The following is an 18,179-nucleotide window of genomic DNA, read 5'->3' as shown; positions in this document are numbered from 1 at the left end:
CGTCCACTTGAGCCGTAGTGGCCGGGGGCGACGTGCACACGTTCCCGGGGCCTATAAGCGGCCTGACCGTGCGCTCGCACCGCTGCCAGAGTGCAGTTTCACAGTCCACCGCGCCTCTGGCTGGTCGACGTGCAGGCTAGCGGGTCTGTTGTTCGGCAGGTGGCGCCGCCCGGCCGGTTGACGATTTTTGCTCAGCCGGTGATTGATGGCCTGCTTCGCCAGCGGTGGCGTGTGAGACGTGATGTGCACCGGCCCGGGCCCCGCCCGCTCCCAGCGCCCTGGCTAGCTGACTAGTCCGCCGATTCCAGGGTTTGCAGCAGGCCGGCGGCCACGGCGACGGCGATGGCGGCCGGTTCCTTGGATGCGATGCCGGAGATCCCGATGGGCGTCTGGATGCGGTCGATCGCGTCGTCGGAATGCCCCACTTCCCGCAGCTGCTTTTGGAATCGCCGCCACTTCGACTGTGAACCGATCAGTCCGATCGTGGCCACCGACGGCGTCCGCAGCGCGGCGTCGCACAGGGCCGCGTCTTCGGCATGGTCGTGGGTCATGATCAGGATGTGCGTCGCGTGCGGGAGATCGCGCAATGCGGTCTCGGGAATCGGCTCATGATGGGCGCGGATGTCGGCGTTGGCGTCGTCCAGCACTGCGAGCCGGTCCGGCTTCAACATATCCGCCCGCGAATCGACCAAGTGAAGCTCGACGTCGTGCCTCGCCAGGATGCGTGCGAGCTCCAACCCCACGTGGCCGACCCCGAAAATGGCGACGGCGGCCGGCAGGCGCACCGGCTCGACGAGCATGGTGACCTCGCCGCCGCAGCATTGGACACCGTGTTCTGCCGGGGCCTTGTCGCTGAGCTGCAGCGTGATCATTTCCGGCTCCGAAATGCGGTCTTCCAGTAGCTCGCGGGCACGCTTGACGGCGGTCGCCTCCAGATTGCCGCCGCCGACGCTGCCCCACGCCGCGTCGGATGAAATCGCCATCTTGGCGCCGGCGCGCCTGGGCGCGTGTCCGCGCGAGGACACAACGGTGACGATCACGCCGGGCTGCCGTGAGCTGCGGAAGTGTTCGACGCCGGTCAGCCAGTCCATCTCAGCCGCCCGTGAGTGTGGGGTTGGGTGTCGTCGTGTCCGTGGCCGGCTGCCGGGCCGCGTCCCGTGCCGCCTCGAGGGCCCAGAACACGGCCTCCGGCGTGGCCGGATGGGCAAGTTCCGCCTTCCGTCCGGCCGGGCCGAACGCCGCAACCGCCTGGCGCAGCGCTTCCCGCACGCTGAAGGCGAGCATCAGCGGCGGTTCGCCGACGGCCTTCGAGCCGTAGATCGCGCCGTCTTCGCGCGCCTCGTCGAACAGGGTGACGTTGAGTTCGGAGGGCATCTCCGAAAAGCTGGGCAGCTTATACGTGCTCGCCGATTGGGTCAGCAGCCGGCCACGGGTTGGTCCGTCGGAGGTATCCCACCGCATGTCTTCGAGGGTCAGCCACCCCGCGCCCTGGACGAATGCGCCCTCGATCTGCCCAACGTCGATCATGGGGGAGAGCGAGTCCCCGGCGTCCTGGACAATATCGACCCGGCGGGTGCGGTAGGCGCCGGTGAACCCGTCGACCTCGACTTCGGCCGCCGCGGCACCGTAGGCGAAGTACTTGAATGGCGTTCCGGTCCAGGTCTCCGGATCCCACTGCAGGCCCTCGGTCCGGTAATACCCGGCGGCGTGGAGCTGGACTCGCTTGGCGTTGGCCTCATGCGCGACGTCGGCAAACGTCAGTTCGCGGTTGGAAGCGCTGGACGCGCTGGACGCGCCGGACCTGGAGGCACCTGACCCGGAGGCACCTGACGCACTGACCATGCCGCCGGAAAAGTCGACGTCCGCCGGCTCCACGCCGAGCATCCCGGCCGCCACGTCCGCCATCCGGTCCCGGATCTGGTCGCAGGCGTTTTTCACGGCGCCGCCGTTCAGGTCCGCTCCGGTGCTTGCCGACGTCGCCGACGTATTCGGGACCTTGTCGGTGCGGGTCGGGGCAAGCCGGACTGCGGTTCGCGGAAGGCCCAGCGCCGTGGCGGCGACCTGCAGCATCTTGGTGTGCAGGCCCTGGCCCATCTCGGTGCCGCCGTGGTTGATCAGCACGGACCCGTCCTTGTACACCAGCACGAGGGCGCCGGCCTGGTTCATGCTCGTCTGGTTGAACGAGATCCCGAATTTCAGCGGCGTGATCGCCAAAGCACGCTTGGTATGCGGATGCGCGGCGTTGAAGGACTCGACTTCCGCGCTCCTGGCGGCGAAGTCGGACTCCTGGCGCAGCTGCGACCAGATCGCCGGCATCCGCTCGCAGTCGCGGACCGGTTGTCCGTACGGGGTCGTGTGTCCGGGCTGGTAGAAGTTGCGGCGGCGCAGTTCGGCCGGGTCGATGCCCAAGGCCGGGGCGCTGCTGCCGAAAACGTCCTCAATCAGGAAGATGCCCTGCGGCCCGCCGAACCCGCGGAACGCGGTGTGCGAGGTCTTGTGCGTCTTCACCGTCCGTCCATCGACCTCAATGTTGGGAATCCAGTAGGCGTTGTCGATGTGGCACAGGGCCCGGGACAGCACCGGTTCCATCAGGTCCAGGCTCCACCCGCCGTCGGGCGTCATGGTCGCCTTGAGACCGACCAGCTTGCCGGCGTCGTCGAACCCGGCCTTCCACGACATCCGGAAGCCGGGCCGCTTGCCCGTGATGGTGATGTCCTGGTTGCGGTTCAGCCGCAGGCGAACCGGACGTCCGGTCAGGGTGGTGCCCAGGGCCGCGACGGCGGCGAGGCCGTGCGGCTGGGTCTCCTTGCCGCCGAATCCGCCGCCCATCCGAAGCGACTGCACCGTGACCTCGTGGCTGCTCAACCCGAGGACCTGGGCGACGATGACCTGGGCTTCGCTGGGATTCTGCGTGCTGGACTGCACGTACAGCTGGTCGCTCTCGTCGACGTAGGCCAAGGCCGCGTGCGTCTCCAGGTAGAAGTGTTCCTGGGCGTGGGTCTCGATCTCGCCGGAGAACACGTGCGCCGCCTCGTCGAGGGCGGACTCCGGGTCGCCGCGTCGCGAGACACGGTGGTTGCCCTGGTAGGAACCCGCGGCCACCGCGTCGGCGACCGTGATCAGCGAGTCCAGCTCCTCGTAGTCGACTTCGACGGCGTTGGACCCGATCCGCGCAGCCTCCGGTGTTTCACCGAGCACCCAGCACACCGGGTGGCCGTAGTACATCACCTCGGCCGGGAACAGCGGCTCGTCGCCGCCCTCTCCGGCGTCGTTGACCCCCGGCACGTCGGCTGCGGTCAGCACGCGCACGACGCCGGGAACCGCAGTGGCAGCCTCGGTGCGGATGGCCGTCACGCGGGCATGCGCGTGCGGTGCCTGAACCGGCCACGCGGTGAGCGCGTCGGTCCTGGCCGTGGAAATATCGTCGGTGTAGAGGGCGTGGCCCGTGACATGACCGGCCGCGCTCTCATGCGGGTCGGGCTTGCCGACGCTTGGGTTCGCGGGCCGTTCGGCTAGGCGGCTCATGCCGAAACCTCCAGAGTCTCGTCGTTCTCGGCGTGGAACTTCTTCAGTGCCTGTGCCAGCATGGACTGTCGATAGGCGGCACTGGCACGGTGATCATCCATGGGCGTGCCTTCGGCGCCGAGGACGGCGGCCGCTTCGTTGATGGTTGCCTCGTTCCACGGGTTGCCCAGCAGCGCCCGTTCGGTGTCGTGGGCGCGCAGCGGGGTGGCGGCGGCTCCTCCGATCCCGATACGGGCGCGGGTGATCACGCCGTCGGCGACTTCACCCGCGATGGCGATCGCCACGCTGGAAATATCGTCGAAACGCCGTTTGGCGATCTTGTGGAACGCCGTCAGCGGCGCCACCGGAAGGGGGATCCTGACGGACTTGATGAGCTCGTCGTCGCGGCGGACGGTTTGCCGATAGCCGGTGAAGTATCCGTCGAGGTCGACCTCGCGCTCGCCCGCGGGGGAGACCAGCACGATCCGGGCGCCGAGCGCCAGCAGGGCGGGCGGCGCGTCGCCGATCGGCGATCCGGTGCCGAGGTTTCCGCCGATCGTGGCCCGGTTGCGGATCAGCCGCGAGGCGAATTGGGGGAACATCCCTTCCAGCAGCGGCAGGCGCCCGTCGAGCTTCCGCTCGACCTCGGACAGCGACAGCGCCGCGCCGATTTCGACGTGGCTGTCGGTGGCCTCGAATGTCCTGAGTTCATCGATCCTGTCGACGGCGATGAGCAGCGGGTCCCGGCGTCCGCGCTGGTTGACTTCGACGCCGAAGTCGGTGGCACCGGCGACCACGGTGGCATCCGGGTTGCCGGCCATCAGGTCGAGGGTTTCGCCGAGGGTTGCGGGGCGGACGAATCGGCCGTCGTCGCCCGTGATGTCGGTGGCGACCGGGCCCGGAGCGGGTTTCCGGCGCCGGGCCGCCAGCGGGTCATCGTCTTGCGGGGCGCCCAGGGCGAAGGCGGCGTCGCGAATCGGGCGGTAGCCGGTGCAGCGGCACAGGTTGCCGCTGAGGGCGTGCAGATCGAAGCCGTTGGGCCCGTGTTCGTCGTCTGGAACTGTGCCATCGGCGGGGACCGCGCCGTCGGCAGGTTTCCCGCCGTCGTCCGTAACCGCGCCATCGGTGGAGCGCTCGCCGTCGACGTCGGCAGCCTCGCCGGCACGGCCGCACCGGTAGAATTCCGCGGCCATGCTGCACGCGAAGCCGGGGGTGCAGTAGCCGCACTGGGAGCTGCCGTTCGCCGCCATCTGCGATTGCACAGGATGCAGGTCGGCCGGGCTCCCCAGTCCTTCAGAGGTGACGACTTCCTGGCCGTTGAGCGCCGCGGCGGGGATCAGGCACGAGTTCACCGACGCCCATTGCGTCTGGTCTGCGCCGTCTGCGCCGTCGGACTGCCCAGACGCGACGGACTGCCCGGACTCGGCGGAGCGACCGGACTCGGCGGGTTGGGCGACAAGCACTGCGCACGCGCCGCACTCGCCTTCGGCACACCCCTCCTTGGCTCCGGTCAGACCGCAGCTGCGCAGCCAGTCGAGCGCCGTCGTGTGTGCGCCGATGCCAGTGAGCGCGCGTTGCTGGCCATTGACGGTTGCTTCATTCATGGTCGTGCTCCCGCTTGGTTTGTTGGGGTGCATGTGGACCCCCTGATACGAAAAAAGGGCCGACGTCGATGACGTCAGCCCATTTTTATCCTGTCTGCTACTCCCAGGTTGCCGTGACCCAAATCACGACGTTAGGTGCCAGTGTAACGCACTTTTCACCGCGGCGCAGGTATAGATTTGGCAAGCATCCTGACGCTGATGATGGAAAGCTTGTCGTGACAGGACCTTCCGGACCGATTCATAATTCAAGTCAACAGGTCTTAGTTTTCAGCACCACGACGAAGGACGGAGCTCATGCTCGATATCCTGAATTCCTGTTCGCCCTGGCTCCGCGACGGCACCCGGTTCGCCGTCGCCACCATCGTCTCGGCGACGGGGTCAGTGCCGCGGGCAGTCGGGACCGGCATGGCCGTGAACGACGACGGCGAGGTCGCCGGGTCACTGTCCGGCGGGTGTGTGGAGGGTGCCGTTTTCGAGGCCTGCCGGGATGCGATGGAGACCGGCACCAGCCGCCGCGAACAGTTTGGCTACAGCGATGCGGACGCCTTCGCCGTCGGCCTGACCTGCGGGGGAGTGCTCGATGTGCTGATCCAGCCGTTCTATCCGGAAGGTCGCGACGGAGAAGCACGCACCGGGAGAGCCAGCGACCAGCTGGTCGACCTGAAACGAATGTCAAAGCTGGCGGAGCGACCATCAGACACCCCCGCTGCCCTCATCCGCAGGCTCGACGACGGCCCGCTGACCGCCGTCGTCGTACTGGAACCGGCTGATTTCCCCACCGACGACGACGTCGGCAGGCTGGAGGTGCTGACCGGAGACCGGAACGCCGCGCACGCCGCGGCGTCGCAGGTCCAGACCATGGTCGCCAACGGCCAGACCGGGACCATCCGCGTCTCGCCCCACCGGGAGGTGTGCGGGGACGACTACATCAGCCTGCTCGTGGAGACCCGGCTGGAACCGCCACGGCTGCTGATTTTCGGCGCCAACGACTTCAGTGCAGCGCTGGCGAAGATGGGCAGGGCGCTTGGCTACCGGGTGACGCTGTGCGATGCCAGGCGTTCCTTCACCTCCGCCGCGCGCTTCCCGGATGCCGATGACGTCGTCGTCGCCCAGCCTCACCAGTACCTGCGCTCCGAGGTGGACGCGCAGCGGGTGGATAGACGCACCGCGATCTGCGTGCTGACCCACGACCCGAAGTTCGATATCCCGCTGCTGCAATTGGCGCTGACCCTGCCGGTGCAATACATCGGGGCCATGGGGTCGCGCCGCAGCCATGCCCAGCGCACGGCCGCCCTGGCGGAAGCGGGGATGCGGCCGGAGCAACTGGAGCTGCTGCACTCACCCATCGGGCTGGATCTGGGTGCGGTGACTCCCGAAGAAGTTGCCGTGTCCATCACCGCCGAAATCGTGGCCGGCCGCAACCGCCATCATCGCTGGCAGCCGGTGGAACCCTTGAGCAGGCTGAGCGGGCCGATCCACGGACATGCAGCGGAGCCGTGGCATCATGTATCCGCCACACGTCACGACTAGAGCTACTCGGGCCTCCAACGGCAGCGATCCCGGGCGACCCATCGTGGTGCCGCCCGGGCCGGCATGTTGGGAGGTAATCGCTACGCCATAGCGGCTTTCTTTCCGGTTTCTGCGTAGACGTCTCGATCGATCTCGTCACTCGCATTGGCCACCAGCATCGCGACCAAGGTGTCGCCGTTGACGTTGAGGAACGTGCGGAAGATGCCGGAGAACCAATCGACGGCGATCAGCAGACCCACTGCCTCGATCGGCAGATTCAGCGCGGAAGCAAGGAACAGCGCAACCACGGGGAAACCTCCCGGGACGGTGATGGTCCCCATGTTGAGGAGGATCGCAAGCCCCATTCCCATGATGATCTGGCCGGCGCTGAGGTCAACGTTTCCGGCCTGGGCGAGGAACATGATGGCGATCGTGTAATTGAGCACGGCTCCATATGAACCCATGGTCAAACCGATCGAGAGGGCGAAGTCCGCGCAGCGCTTGCTCACACCGACCTTCTCCACCGTATTCTTCAGCACCGTGGGGAAGGTGACGGCCGAACTGGTGGTGGTAATGGCCACCGTCGTCTGTTCGGCGAGTTTCCTGGGCAGTTTCCATGGATTGAGGCCCGTCCGTACCGAAACCACTATCACGAACAACAGCGTGAGGATGATGACGCCGATCAACGTGGCTCCGAGGTACTTCAGTGCGGTGGTGACGACGGCGAATCCCACGTCACCTGCCAGCGAGGCGAGCAGGGCAAAGACCCCGATCGGCGCAATGTACATCACGAGGCGAATGGTGATCAGTACTACTTGCTGCGCCTGGTCGAAGAAGTCGACGAGCAGTCGGTTCTCCGTCTTCTGCACGTGCCTGTTCAGCGCCATCCCGAAGAGCAGCGCAAAGACGATGACGGGGACCATCGAGCCCGATGACATGGCCTCGAAGATGTTGGTGGAGACGAAGCCGACGATCGTCTCTTGCCATCCCTTCGATTGCTGCGCCGCCTCCTTCTGCAGAGAACTGTCGATTTCGCCCGTAAAGACCTGGCCGCCGCCGGGATTGATGAGAATACTCAGCGCTACCGCCAGTACGGCCGCGATGATGGCGAAGGAGAGCATCCACTTGAAGGTGCGGAAGGCCATCTTGCCTACACCCGTGCCGGTCATCGACCCCGTGGCGAAAATGACCGATGCCATCACGAGGGGGACGATCGACATTTGGATCAGTCGGATGAACAAGTCTCCGATGAACTGCAGGTTGCTCGCCCATTCACCGACGATCAGACCGAACACGATACCGGCAATCGCGGCGATGCCGATCTGGGTGGCCATATTGCCGCAGGTCTTCTTGAGGGTCTTCATCGTCCATACCGGGTGGACCGGGGGCTCCTGCCGAGGTTCCGCCGTCTGTGGTAGAGCATATGAGATGAACTCCACTCAACTGCTTGCTGAGGCCTATCGGCCGATTCTGGGACGTGCCGAACGTGTCGACGAAGAAGAGGGTTGGTTCGCGACCCAATTGCCGGGATGGACTGTGCGGGACCTGCTGTTTCATCTCGCCTCCGACTGCCAACGGGCGCTCGTCGCTTTTTCAACGCCCTCAGCGGAAGAGCCGGATACCGATGAGATCACTTACTGGTCACGCTGGAAGCCAGGAGGAGAAGCTGCCCAGTCGGGACTTCGGGGCACCCGCATCATCGCGAGCGTCTGGAGCTCGGTGCGAGGTCCCGCCGAGCTGTACATGGAGACAGCACAGGCTGTGCTCCACGCAGCGGCGAACTCAGATCCGGATGCCGTCGTCGTGACACAGAACCGTAGGATGAGAGTCGATTCTTTGCTGCGGACGTTGGCGGTGGAAGCAGCGGTTCATCACCTTGACCTTGAGCAGGTGCTCCCTCATCCTCCCGCGGCGCCGGTGCTTAAGGAAGTTCGCCGGGTGCTTGACGGGCTGTTGGGCGAATCAGCGCCAGAGGCATGGCAAGACATACGCTATATCCGGATCGGCACCGGCCGACTGCCGTTGAACCAGGACGAGCACGAGATACTCGGTCCCTTGGCAGATCGCTTGCCGCTCTTCGGCTGAGCGGAGTTGCGGCTTGTGGCGGATTTATCCTGTGGAGGAGGTATCAGTCCTCCAGCAGGTGCAGATCCGCGGCGGTGTCGACGTCGGCGTCGTCGCCAAATGGCGTGCAGTCGACGAGGTCGATGAGCTGGGGGTTCTGTCGCAGATAATTCCGGGCGCCAGTGTCTTCCGAAGCCAGTTCCATGGCGTTCCGGGCGTGGCCGATATCGAACACCATCGGGTGTGAAGCTCGTTGCCCGTTGCCATAATGCGCGGCGGTGATGCGTCCGCTGCGGTGCTTGCCCAGCAGCAGCTGCACCAGTCGGGGTTGGATCCGAGGTTGGTCCACCAGCGCGATCATCACCGCTTCCACATCCACATCTGCATCTCCGTGCCCGGCGGCCGCCACACCTGCCTGGAAGGAGGAGGCCAGGCCCAAGGACCACTCCGGATTCTCGAGCACAGTAAAGCGTCCCAGGTCCGCAGAGTCACGGACCCGGGACGCTTCGGCTCCCAATACGACAACGACGTCGTCACAGCCGCCGTCGAGCAGGACTCCGGCGACGTGCTCCACCAAGGGCCGGCCGCGGTAAGGAAGCAACGCCTTCGGCCCACGGCCCAGCCGGCGTCCCGCCCCGGCGGCTAAGACAATGCCCGTCACTCGCATGGGCTCAACCTAGCACCCGCCGGATCGGAGCACACTGCAGATTTGCGATCGGTTCCCGCTCATGAGTGCGTGGGATGACTCAATATTTATATGACTGGCCTCCGTCGATCGGCAGCACGGCGGCGTTGATGAAGCCTGCGTCACCGGAGAGCAGGAAGGCCACCAGATGGCCGACTTCCTCAGGCTTGCCGAAGCGCTTCATCGGGTTGGGCTGAACAAATTCCTTGCCGGCCTCTTCCCAGTTTTCGGGATCGATCTGCTTCAAGAAGTCTTCAACCATCGGGGTCAGGATGGCTCCCGGGGCGATGGCATTGACCTGCACGCCATACTGGCCGTATTCAATGCCGGAGTTGCGGGTCAGGCACACGACGCCGTGCTTGGAGGCGGCGTAGCCGGACTGGTTGCCGACGCCTCGAATCCCGCCGACGGATGCGGTGTTCACGATGGAGCCCGAGCCTTGTTCCTTCATCACCTTCAGGACGTGCTTCATTCCGTAGAAGACGCCGTTGAGGTTGATGGAGACGACCTTGGCAAACTCCTCGGAGCCGTCTTCGGTCAGGTTCTGCTTCGCTGGCTTCGCCGAGATAGGCAGGTAGCTGCACCAATGTAGCGGCTGGTCGGTCCCAATGCAGGAAACTGTCTAGCTCGGCGACAGATGCACCGGATGAGCACTACACATCGTCCGCCCCGGAGCAAGGGCGGGGGTCTAGAACGGGTACCGCGCGATGTCTCCCTGCATGGTGACCCATTGCGTCTCGGTGAAGGCTTCGAGGTTCGCTTCGGTGCCGCCGAAGCGTGCTCCGGTTCCGGAGAAGCCGACACCGCCGAAGGGGGCGACGGATTCGTCGTCGACTGTTTGGTCGTTGATGTGGACGATGCCGCTGGGGACTCGGTCGGCCACGGACAGGCCCTTCATCGCGTCCTTGGTGAGGATGCCCAGCGAGAGCCCGTAGTCGCTGGCGGTGGCGATGCTGATGGCTTCTTCGACGGAGCCGAACTTGATCACCGGGGCGACGGGGCCGAAGATCTCCTCGGCGAAGCCGGGGTGGTCGAGGGCGCTGTCGGCCAGCACGGTGGGCCGGTAGAAGAGGTCCTCGTAGGTGCCGCCGGCGGCCAGTCGGGCACCGGCGTCGACGGATCCGGTCACCAGTGAATGGATTTTGTCCCGCTGGGAAGCGTTGATGACCGGGCCGAGCGGTGCGTCGCCGGTGGCGGGGTTGCCGACGGGCAGGTTCTGCGCCTTTGCGGCCAGCCGTTCCACGTATTCGGGGTAGATGGACTCGTGGACGATGTGCCGTCCGGTGGTCATGCAGATCTGGCCCTGGTGCAGGAAGGATCCCCAGGCTCCGGCCGAGACTGCGGCGTCGAGGTCGACGTCGTCGAGCACGATCAGTGCGTTGTTGCCGCCCAGTTCCAGGTGGGCTCGTTTCAGGTGCCGGGCGGCTGCTTCGCCGACGGCGCGTCCGGCGCCGGTGGAGCCGGTGAAGGAGATGATCCGTACCGATGGTTGTTCGATCAGGGCTTCGCCGACGTCGGCCCCGCCGGGCAGCACGTGGAACAGCCCCTGCGGCAGCCCGGCTTCTTCCAGCACTGCGGCGAGGAACAGTCCGCCCGAGACAGCGGTGCGGGGATCGGGCTTGAGGATCACGGCATTGCCGGCGGCCAGTGCCGGGGCGACGGAGCGGCTGGAGAGGATCTGCGGGAAGTTGAACGGGGAGATCACCCCGACCGTGCCGGCCGGCAGCCGGCGGGCGAAGGACAGCCGCGGTTTACCCGAACGCAGCAACTGGCCGTACGGGGCCTCCACCATCGCCGCGGCGGAATAGAACTCGGTGGCCACCAGATGAGCTTCAAACCCGGCCTTGCCCTGACCTGATCCGGCCTCGCGGGCCAGCCAGTCGACGGCCACGCCGGTGTGTTCCTCGATCAGGGCTCCGGCCCTGCGGAAGATGGCGGCCTTGTCCTCGAAGGACGTCGCCTGCCACGCCAGCTGCGCCGCGGCGGCCTGTTCAGCGGCCTTCGCGACGTCGTCGGCCGAGGCCACGCCGAACGAACCAATGGCGTTACCGGTGGCCGGCTCGACCACATCCTGGGTGCCGCCACCACCGCGGACCCAGCCGCCGCTATACATCTGTCCATCCCACTGGGCTGAATCAAAGAACGTCATTGCTCTCTCCTCCTATGTTGCGATAGATGGGCTTGCGGCTGAGGCCGATGGTCAGGGGCGAATCAGGGGGCGAAGCTGGTGTCCGGTGCGACGGCGACTTCCAACAGCAGCGGTTCGGTGCTAGAAGCCGCGTTGCCGATAGCGTCCGCCAACACCTCCGACAGCTCGGCGTGGTTGTCCACCCTGCGGGCAGCGACGCCGAAGCCGCTGGCAATGGTGGAGACGGAGATCTGGGGGAAACCGGGCCACGCAGGCTTGCTGTCGCGCTGTTCGGCCAGCCGGTCCATCACCGCGTAGCCGCCATTGGCCAGCACGATGAACACGACGCCGACGTTCAGCTGGGCGGCACTCCACAACGACTGGATGGAGTACATCGACGAGCCGTCCCCGACCACCGCGACCACGGGCCGCTGCGGTGCCCCCATCTTCAGGCCGATGGCGGCAGGCATGGCGAACCCCAGCCCGCCCATGGCGGCCGAGAGGAAGCCGAGCGGCCGCCGCGCGGGCACCAGCGCCTGCAAGGCGGGACGGGACGACGGCGATTCCTCCACCAGGATTGTCTCTTCCGGGAGCAGCCCGGCGAGCAATTGGAAAACATGGGCCGCGCGCAGCGGCTCGCCGTCGGCCGGTTCCGGCAGCCGGTGCGCCGCTGCTGCGTCCCTGGCCGGCGAAGTTGCCGGGTCCACCGGACCGCGCTTCACAGCTGTTCGCGGCAGCTGCTCCCGCAGTGCGGTGCACAGCGTCGCGGGATCGCCGACGACGGCCAGTTCGGCAGGGGAGCGGTTGGCCTGTACCGGGTCGCCGGTCAACACAAACACCCGGGTGTGCCCGGGGACCAGCGGCCCGGTGGTGTACGGATACTGCCGGATGGCGGCAGTTCCCACCACCAGCAGCAGGTCACACTCGGACAGCGCCTCCCGCAGCCGGGGACGGTCCGCCGGAAGCTGCCCGCGGTACAGCGGATGGGCCTGGTCAAAGCCCGCCCGTGAGCCGAAGGGTTCAATCCAGACCGGGATCTGCAGCTCCTCGGCGAGAGTCGTCAGCGCCGCCCAGCCCGCTTCGGTGTCATTGCCCGAGCCGGCCATGATGGCGGGCGCCTTGGCATTGGCCAGCGCTTCGGCAACCTGGGCAAGTTCGGCCGGCGGCGACGACGGCGAAACGCTGACCCTGGCCGCCGCGGCGTCCGCGTCCGCTTCGGCCGGCTCCGTCCAGTCACTCATCGGCACGATCACCAGCGCCGGACCGGAGTCTTGTTCTGCGGTCAGTGCGGCACGCCCAAGGGCGGAGGGCACGTCGGCGGCGCGGGCCGGCGAGAACACCTGCAGCGGATAATCGCCGGCCAGCGATTCCAGCTTTCCGGCAAGGAACGGCTCCAGGGCCAGATGTCTGCGGTCCTGCTGTCCCACCACGATCACCATCGGGGCACGGTTGACCCGGGCGGTGGCAATGGCGCCGACGGCGTTGCCCAGGCCGGCGGTGGTGTGCACCAGCGCCAGTGCCGGCTTGCCCTGGGCCAGAGCGTACCCGGTGGCCATGCCGATCACCGACCCTTCGTGCAGTGCCAGCACGAAGTGGAAGTCATCGGGCAGCCCGGACAGGAAGGGCACTTCCGTGGATCCGGGATTGGCGAACATCGTGGTCAGGCCCCGGTCGCGCAGGACCTGAAGCGAAGCTTCGCGGACCGTCGTCGTCATTCAGCTTCCTCTCTGGCGACCGTCGATGGCGATCCTCCGGCGGCGTTGGACGGTGCCGACGCGCCCGTATTGTGTTTGGCGATCTGGATCTGCTCGTAGACATGCCCGCGCAGTTCGGTGAAGCGCGCGCTCGAGCGGGTGGTGAGCTGGTCCCTCTCGTCCGGCAGGTCGATCTGGATGTCCTCCTGGATCACCGTCGGTGAACTGGACAAAATGATCACCCGCTCGCCAAGGTACACCGATTCGTCGATGTCGTGGGTGACGAAGAGGATGGTGATGCCCAGCCGCTCCCAGACATCGCGGATCAGGTCCTCCAGGTCGGCGCGGGTCTGGGCGTCGACGGCGGCAAACGGCTCGTCCATCAGCAGCACCTTGGGCTGGTAAGCGACGGCGCGGGCAATCGCCACGCGCTGCTGCATCCCGCCGGACAGCTGCCACGGGTAACTGCGCGGCACATGGTCGAGACCCACCGCCTCGAGCGCTTCATCGACCAGCCGGTTGCGTTCGGCCTTGGCCACCTTGGCGTTCTTCAGCGGCAGTTCCACGTTGTCCCGCACACTCATCCACGGGAAGAGGCTGCGTCCGTATTCCTGGAACACCACCGCCATCTCCTTGGGCGGACCATTGACCGGCTTGCCGGACAGCACCACTTCGCCGGCAGTAGCGCCCATCAGTCCGGCGATACATTTGAGCAAGGTCGTCTTGCCCGATCCGGACGGGCCCACCAGGCAGGCCAATTCACCCGGGCGCAGATCGAAGGTCAGATCCCGGACCGCTTCGATCTCGCCGGCGTCGACCTGGTAAATCTTCTGCACACCTTTAACGGACAGCAACGGTTCCTGCGTGGAGCCCGTATCGACGCCCGACTGCGCTGTTGTCTTAGCCGGCATTTTCAACCTCTCTGAGTCCGTGGTACCACCGGAGCACCCGGCGTTCGGTCCACTGGAAGATAAATGACAAGATAATGCCGATCAGCCCAAGCACCACAATGCCGCTCCACATCTCCGGGATGGCGAAGGAGCGTTGGAACTGCACAATGGTGAATCCCAGGCCCGCCGAGGAAGCGAACATCTCGGAGATCACCATCAGGATCAATGCTATCGACAGGCACTGACGGATACCGGCCGCGATTTGCGGTCCGGCGCTGGGTAGCACCAGATGCCGCACCCGGGCCCACCCGTTGATGCCATAGGTCCGGGCACTGTCGGACAGCACGGAGTCGACCGCCCGCACGCCTTCAATGGTGTTCAGCAGCACCGGCCAGATGGCTCCGGAAATGATCACCGCGATCTTCATGCTGTCGTTAATGCCGATCAGCAGCATCAGCACCGGCACCAGCACCGGAGGCGGCAGGGCGCGGAAGAATTCCAGCGTGGGCTCGGTCAGCGCGCGCAACCACCGCACGGAGCCAATCAGTACGCCGAAGCCGATCCCCAGCACAATAGCCAGTACGATGCCGGCAGCCAGGTTGGTCACGCTGGGCACCACGTCTTCGAAGAACCGGTCGCCAATCCAGACCCGGACGAATGTCTGTGCCAGTTCGCCGGGTTTGGGGACGAAGAAGCTGGTTGAGCCGATAGTTGTCACCCACCAGGTCAACACCAGCAGGACCGGCAGTCCCAGCAGGAAAGCCGCGCGCTTCGCGATGCTCATACCACTGCCTCCCCGCGAATGGAACTGTGCCATGCCAAGGTTCGGCGCTCAATCAAGCGCATCACAAAATTGATTACGACCCCGAGCATGCCCGTGGCCAGGATGAGCGCGTACATCGCCGAAATCGCGGCACCGGATTGGGCCAGCGCGATCTGGTGTCCGAGTCCCGGATTGCCAATGATCAGTTCTGAGGTGATGGCCAGGATCAGGGCGACGGCCGCGGCCAGCCGGAGCCCGGTCATGAAGTACGGCAACGTCGTCGGCCACAGCACGTAGCGGATGCGGGCGACAGCCCCCAGTCCGTAACTCTTCGCAGTGTCATGGGCGACGGTGTCGACGTCGGCCACTCCGTAAAGCACCTGGATCAAGACCTGCCAGAAGGACGCGTAGATCACCAGCATCAGCGCCGATCCACGGTCCACACCAAAGAGCAGTACCGCTAAGGGAATCAACGCCACCGACGGGATCGGCCGGAGGAACTCAATCGTGGAATGTGTCGCCTTGCGCAGGAAGCTGTTGGACCCGATGATCAGCCCAAGGACCAGGGCGGCGATCGTGGCGACCGCCAGCCCGAGCCCCCAGCTGATCAACGTCTGTCCGACCGCCACCCAGAAGGCGGTCAGCCCGAGATTCTGGACGAAGACGACAAGCACTTCGCTGGCCGGCGGCAGATAGTCCGGGTTCACCACCGAGAGCCGGGGCAGCGCCTCCCAGATCAGCAGGAATCCGATGATTCCTGCCAGTCCGAGCAGCGGACGGGGAGGACCCGTCCGGGTGCGACGCTTCTGCCCCTTGCCCGTGACCGGCTGGCCGGAAGCTGAGGGCGCGACGGCAGTCACGGCAGGATCTTGTCCAGGTTCGGCGGTTCGGACAAGGTGCCGTACTTCGCTGCTGCATTGCCGAGCAGTTCAGTGGCCTCACGATTGAACTTGGCACGGTATTCAGGCAGCACCATTTCCTGGCGCAGCTTTTTGCTGATCTCGGTGTACGTGCCCACGATTTTGCGGACTTCCTCCGGGTGCTCCTGGGCATACTGCAGTGAGTGTGTCATGGCCGCACGGAACTTCTCCACCATTTCGGGATTGTTCTTCATTTTCTCCGTGCCGGTGAAGTACCCGGCAATGTCCAGGTTCTCGTGGGTCTCGTAGAAGTTATAGGAAACAACCCGGGCGCCGTCTTCCAGCGCCGAGGAAAGGAACGGTTCCAGAATCCACGCCGCGTCCACCTGGCCATTGGCCAGGGCAGCCGGTGCGTCCGGGAATCCAACCTCGACGAACTCCACCTTGGACGGATCGCCGCCGTCTTCCTCGACCACATGACTGATCGTGGTATCGCCGATGTTCGACAGGTTGTTTACGGATACTTTTTTGCCTTCCAGATCCGCCGGACTCTTAATCGGAGAATCTTCATTGACCACCACGGCGCTGAAGCCATCTCCCTCTAGGCCGGCGCTGGACGCACCGTTGGTGACGAATTCCAGTCCGAGGCCCTTGTCCGCTGCGACCATAATGGAAACCACGTTTCCGAATGCAAAGTCGAAGTCGCCGCTGACGACGCCGGGAACGGCGGCCGCCCCTCCAGAGGTGGTCTGCAGTTCCAGTTTCAGGCCTTCTTCGGCGAAGAAACCCTTCTCCTTGCCCAACCAGATAGGCGCGGTGTCGACGATCGGAATGACGCCGACCGTAATGGGTGTCAGATCGCCGTTCCCGCCGGAACCCCCGGCGGTTTCGCCTCCGCCGGTTTCTCCGCCGCCCCCGCTCGGTGAACCCCCGCCACACGCACTAACAGCCAGCACGGAGGCCGCTGCCAAGAGAGCAGATAGTTTGCGTTTCATCGTTTTCCTTTTGTTGGCTGGCCGACGCCGGTTGCGCCGATCCCCCGCTGCAGTTCGTATAATGAACACGTGTTCTAGATGAAAACATTATGAGGTGACTCACAGCCAGTCAAGCGGAATGTCCCTTCGTTGCAGCTTTGCAATCACAGGCTAGCGTGGGCAGCGAGGGCGGTGTGCGCGGGGCGGAGAAAGGACAGCGGAAATGGCCGGTACGGTGACGGGCGAGCATCGGCGGACGTCCGGTGCTTTGCTGGTGCTCGGGCTGCTGCTGGTCGCGGCGAACCTCCGTGCCACCCTGACCAGCGCGGGCCCGCTGCTTGATGCCATCGCGGCAGATACCGGAGTGTCGACGGCGGCACTCGGCCTGCTGACCACACTGCCCCTGCTGGCGTTCGCCATCGTGTCCCCGCTGGCCCACAACCTCAGCGGCAGGTTTGGGCTCGAGCGGACGATTTTCACCGCACTGCTGGTGCTGATAGGCGGGACGGTGTTTCGTTCCCTTGAAGGCAGCATTTTCAATCTGTGGGCAGGTTCCTTTATTACCGGTGCGGCCATCGCCATCTGCAATGTGCTGGTGCCGGCGGTGATCAAGCGCGACTTTCCGACGAAGATGGCCTCGTTGACCGGGGCATATTCGGCGGTGCTGGGTTCATTTGCAGGTTTGGGGGCCGGACTGGCGGTGCCGCTAGCGACCGTCCCGGGTTCGAGTTGGCGCTGGGCGATGGCGGCGTGGGCCCTGCTCGTGGTGCCGGCGGTACTGGTATGGCTGCCACAATTAAGGCGCAAGCACCCGGGCAGGCCGGATCGGGCTACTGTCCATGATGGCTCGACGGCGGCGAAGGCCACAGCAGGACCGGGTGCACCGGCTGCACCGGCAGCACCGCCCGCACCGACAGCCCCGACCCCACTGGTGTGGAAGTCCGCCACCGCCTGGCAGGTCACGTTGTATATGGGACTTCAGTCGGCCACATTCTACATCCTGATCACCTGGCTGCCCAGCATCGTGCGCACTTTCGGGAGGTCCGACGTCGAATCCGGCTGGGATGTCTTCCTCTTCCAGGCCTTGGGTATCGCAGGCAGCTTGCTGACGCCCTTATTGTTGAATCGCGGGAGGGACCAGCGGTTCACTGCGGCAACTCCGCCGGTGTTGCTGCTGCTGTCCATGCTGGGCATCGTTTTCCTGCCGGACCTGCTGCTGTTGTGGGTGGTCATCTCCGGGTTCTGCTGCGGCAGTTCGCTGGTTTCGGCGCTCTCCTTCTTCGGACTGCGGACGCACACCCATCGCCAGGCCAGCGCGCTGTCCAGTATGGGCCAATCGATCGGTTACCTGCTGGCCGCCTGCGGACCGGTGCTGTTCGGCGCCGTATACGGGGTCACGGACTCCTGGACCCTTCCGCTGCAACTGCTGGCGTTGATCGGGGTTGCCCAGGCAACGGCCGGTCTTGCGGCAGGACGGAACCGGTATGTTGCCCCGGCCTGACCT

Annotated in this window: 15 protein-coding genes; 3 read left to right on the top strand and 12 right to left on the bottom strand. The window is 65.5% G+C overall.

The window, feature by feature from the left end; all coding sequences use genetic code 11:
- Positions 1-290 precede the first annotated feature (290 nt).
- The 3 genes from xdhC to H535_RS0113040 are packed head-to-tail and all read right to left on the bottom strand — an operon-like array spanning position 291 to position 5,108.
- The gene (gene xdhC, locus H535_RS0113050; RefSeq protein ID WP_026819899.1) at positions 291-1,091 is read right to left on the bottom strand and encodes a xanthine dehydrogenase accessory protein XdhC; all 801 of its coding nucleotides are present in this window, start codon (positions 1,089-1,091) and stop codon (positions 291-293) included.
- Between the two features lies 1 nt (position 1,092).
- Positions 1,093-3,525, bottom strand: coding sequence for a xanthine dehydrogenase molybdopterin binding subunit (xdhB, locus tag H535_RS25335; RefSeq protein ID WP_051299223.1), 2,433 nt, complete (start codon positions 3,523-3,525; stop codon positions 1,093-1,095).
- On the bottom strand, positions 3,522-5,108 hold the full coding sequence (locus tag H535_RS0113040) for a xanthine dehydrogenase small subunit (protein WP_026819898.1): 1,587 nt from the start codon (positions 5,106-5,108) through the stop codon (positions 3,522-3,524). Before H535_RS0113040 ends, xdhB begins: the two co-directional genes overlap by 4 nt.
- A 294-nt stretch (positions 5,109-5,402) precedes the next feature.
- Between H535_RS0113040 and H535_RS0113035 the strand changes: the two genes are divergently transcribed.
- Positions 5,403-6,638 carry an XdhC family protein gene (locus H535_RS0113035; RefSeq protein ID WP_026819897.1) on the top strand — a complete coding sequence of 412 codons (1,236 nt, stop codon included), beginning with the start codon at positions 5,403-5,405 and terminating at the stop codon, positions 6,636-6,638.
- An 80-nt stretch (positions 6,639-6,718) separates the two neighbouring features.
- Here H535_RS0113035 and H535_RS25330 read toward each other — a convergent pair whose 3' ends face one another.
- A complete protein-coding gene (locus H535_RS25330) occupies positions 6,719-7,981 on the bottom strand; it encodes a dicarboxylate/amino acid:cation symporter (protein WP_035769551.1) in 1,263 nt (420 codons plus the stop codon).
- 64 nt (positions 7,982-8,045) lie between these two features.
- Here H535_RS25330 and H535_RS0113025 point away from each other — a divergent pair, with 64 nt between their 5' ends.
- Positions 8,046-8,702, top strand: a complete 657-nt coding sequence (locus H535_RS0113025) for a maleylpyruvate isomerase N-terminal domain-containing protein (RefSeq protein WP_026819896.1) — start codon at positions 8,046-8,048, stop codon at positions 8,700-8,702.
- A 43-nt stretch (positions 8,703-8,745) separates the two neighbouring features.
- Here the strand turns inward: H535_RS0113025 and H535_RS0113020 are convergent, their stop codons facing one another.
- From H535_RS0113020 to H535_RS0112985, 8 genes are all read right to left on the bottom strand, one after another.
- Positions 8,746-9,348, bottom strand: a complete 603-nt coding sequence (locus tag H535_RS0113020; RefSeq protein WP_035769550.1) for a nucleotidyltransferase family protein — start codon at positions 9,346-9,348, stop codon at positions 8,746-8,748.
- 79 nt (positions 9,349-9,427) lie between these two features.
- Positions 9,428-9,907, bottom strand: a complete 480-nt coding sequence (locus tag H535_RS25325) for an SDR family oxidoreductase (RefSeq protein WP_281171253.1) — start codon at positions 9,905-9,907, stop codon at positions 9,428-9,430.
- A gap of 147 nt (positions 9,908-10,054) precedes the next feature.
- Positions 10,055-11,515 (bottom strand): benzaldehyde dehydrogenase, encoded by a 1,461-nt coding sequence (locus H535_RS0113010; RefSeq protein ID WP_026819894.1) that lies wholly within the window; start codon positions 11,513-11,515, stop codon positions 10,055-10,057.
- 62 nt (positions 11,516-11,577) lie between these two features.
- Positions 11,578-13,209: a thiamine pyrophosphate-dependent enzyme gene (locus H535_RS0113005; RefSeq protein WP_026819893.1), complete on the bottom strand. Its 1,632-nt coding sequence runs from the start codon at positions 13,207-13,209 to the stop codon at positions 11,578-11,580.
- Positions 13,206-14,099, bottom strand: a complete 894-nt coding sequence (locus H535_RS25320) for an ABC transporter ATP-binding protein (protein ID WP_051299221.1) — start codon at positions 14,097-14,099, stop codon at positions 13,206-13,208. Before H535_RS25320 ends, H535_RS0113005 begins: the two co-directional genes overlap by 4 nt.
- Positions 14,089-14,862: an ABC transporter permease gene (locus tag H535_RS0112995; RefSeq protein WP_026819892.1), complete on the bottom strand. Its 774-nt coding sequence runs from the start codon at positions 14,860-14,862 to the stop codon at positions 14,089-14,091. Before H535_RS0112995 ends, H535_RS25320 begins: the two co-directional genes overlap by 11 nt.
- The gene (locus tag H535_RS0112990) at positions 14,859-15,701 is read right to left on the bottom strand and encodes an ABC transporter permease (RefSeq protein WP_026819891.1); all 843 of its coding nucleotides are present in this window, start codon (positions 15,699-15,701) and stop codon (positions 14,859-14,861) included. Before H535_RS0112990 ends, H535_RS0112995 begins: the two co-directional genes overlap by 4 nt.
- Entirely contained in the window at positions 15,698-16,696 is a 999-nt protein-coding gene (locus tag H535_RS0112985) for an ABC transporter substrate-binding protein (protein WP_026819890.1), read from the bottom strand. Before H535_RS0112985 ends, H535_RS0112990 begins: the two co-directional genes overlap by 4 nt.
- Positions 16,697-16,898: 202 nt before the next feature.
- Between H535_RS0112985 and H535_RS0112980 the strand changes: the two genes are divergently transcribed.
- On the top strand, positions 16,899-18,176 hold the full coding sequence (locus H535_RS0112980) for a CynX/NimT family MFS transporter (protein WP_051299219.1): 1,278 nt from the start codon (positions 16,899-16,901) through the stop codon (positions 18,174-18,176).
- Positions 18,177-18,179: the final 3 nt, after the last annotated feature.

This window comes from Arthrobacter castelli DSM 16402 (assembly GCF_000430705.1).
GTDB classification, from domain to species: Bacteria; Actinomycetota; Actinomycetes; order Actinomycetales; family Micrococcaceae; genus Arthrobacter_C; species Arthrobacter_C castelli.
This window is presented reverse-complemented; position numbering and strand designations above follow the sequence as displayed.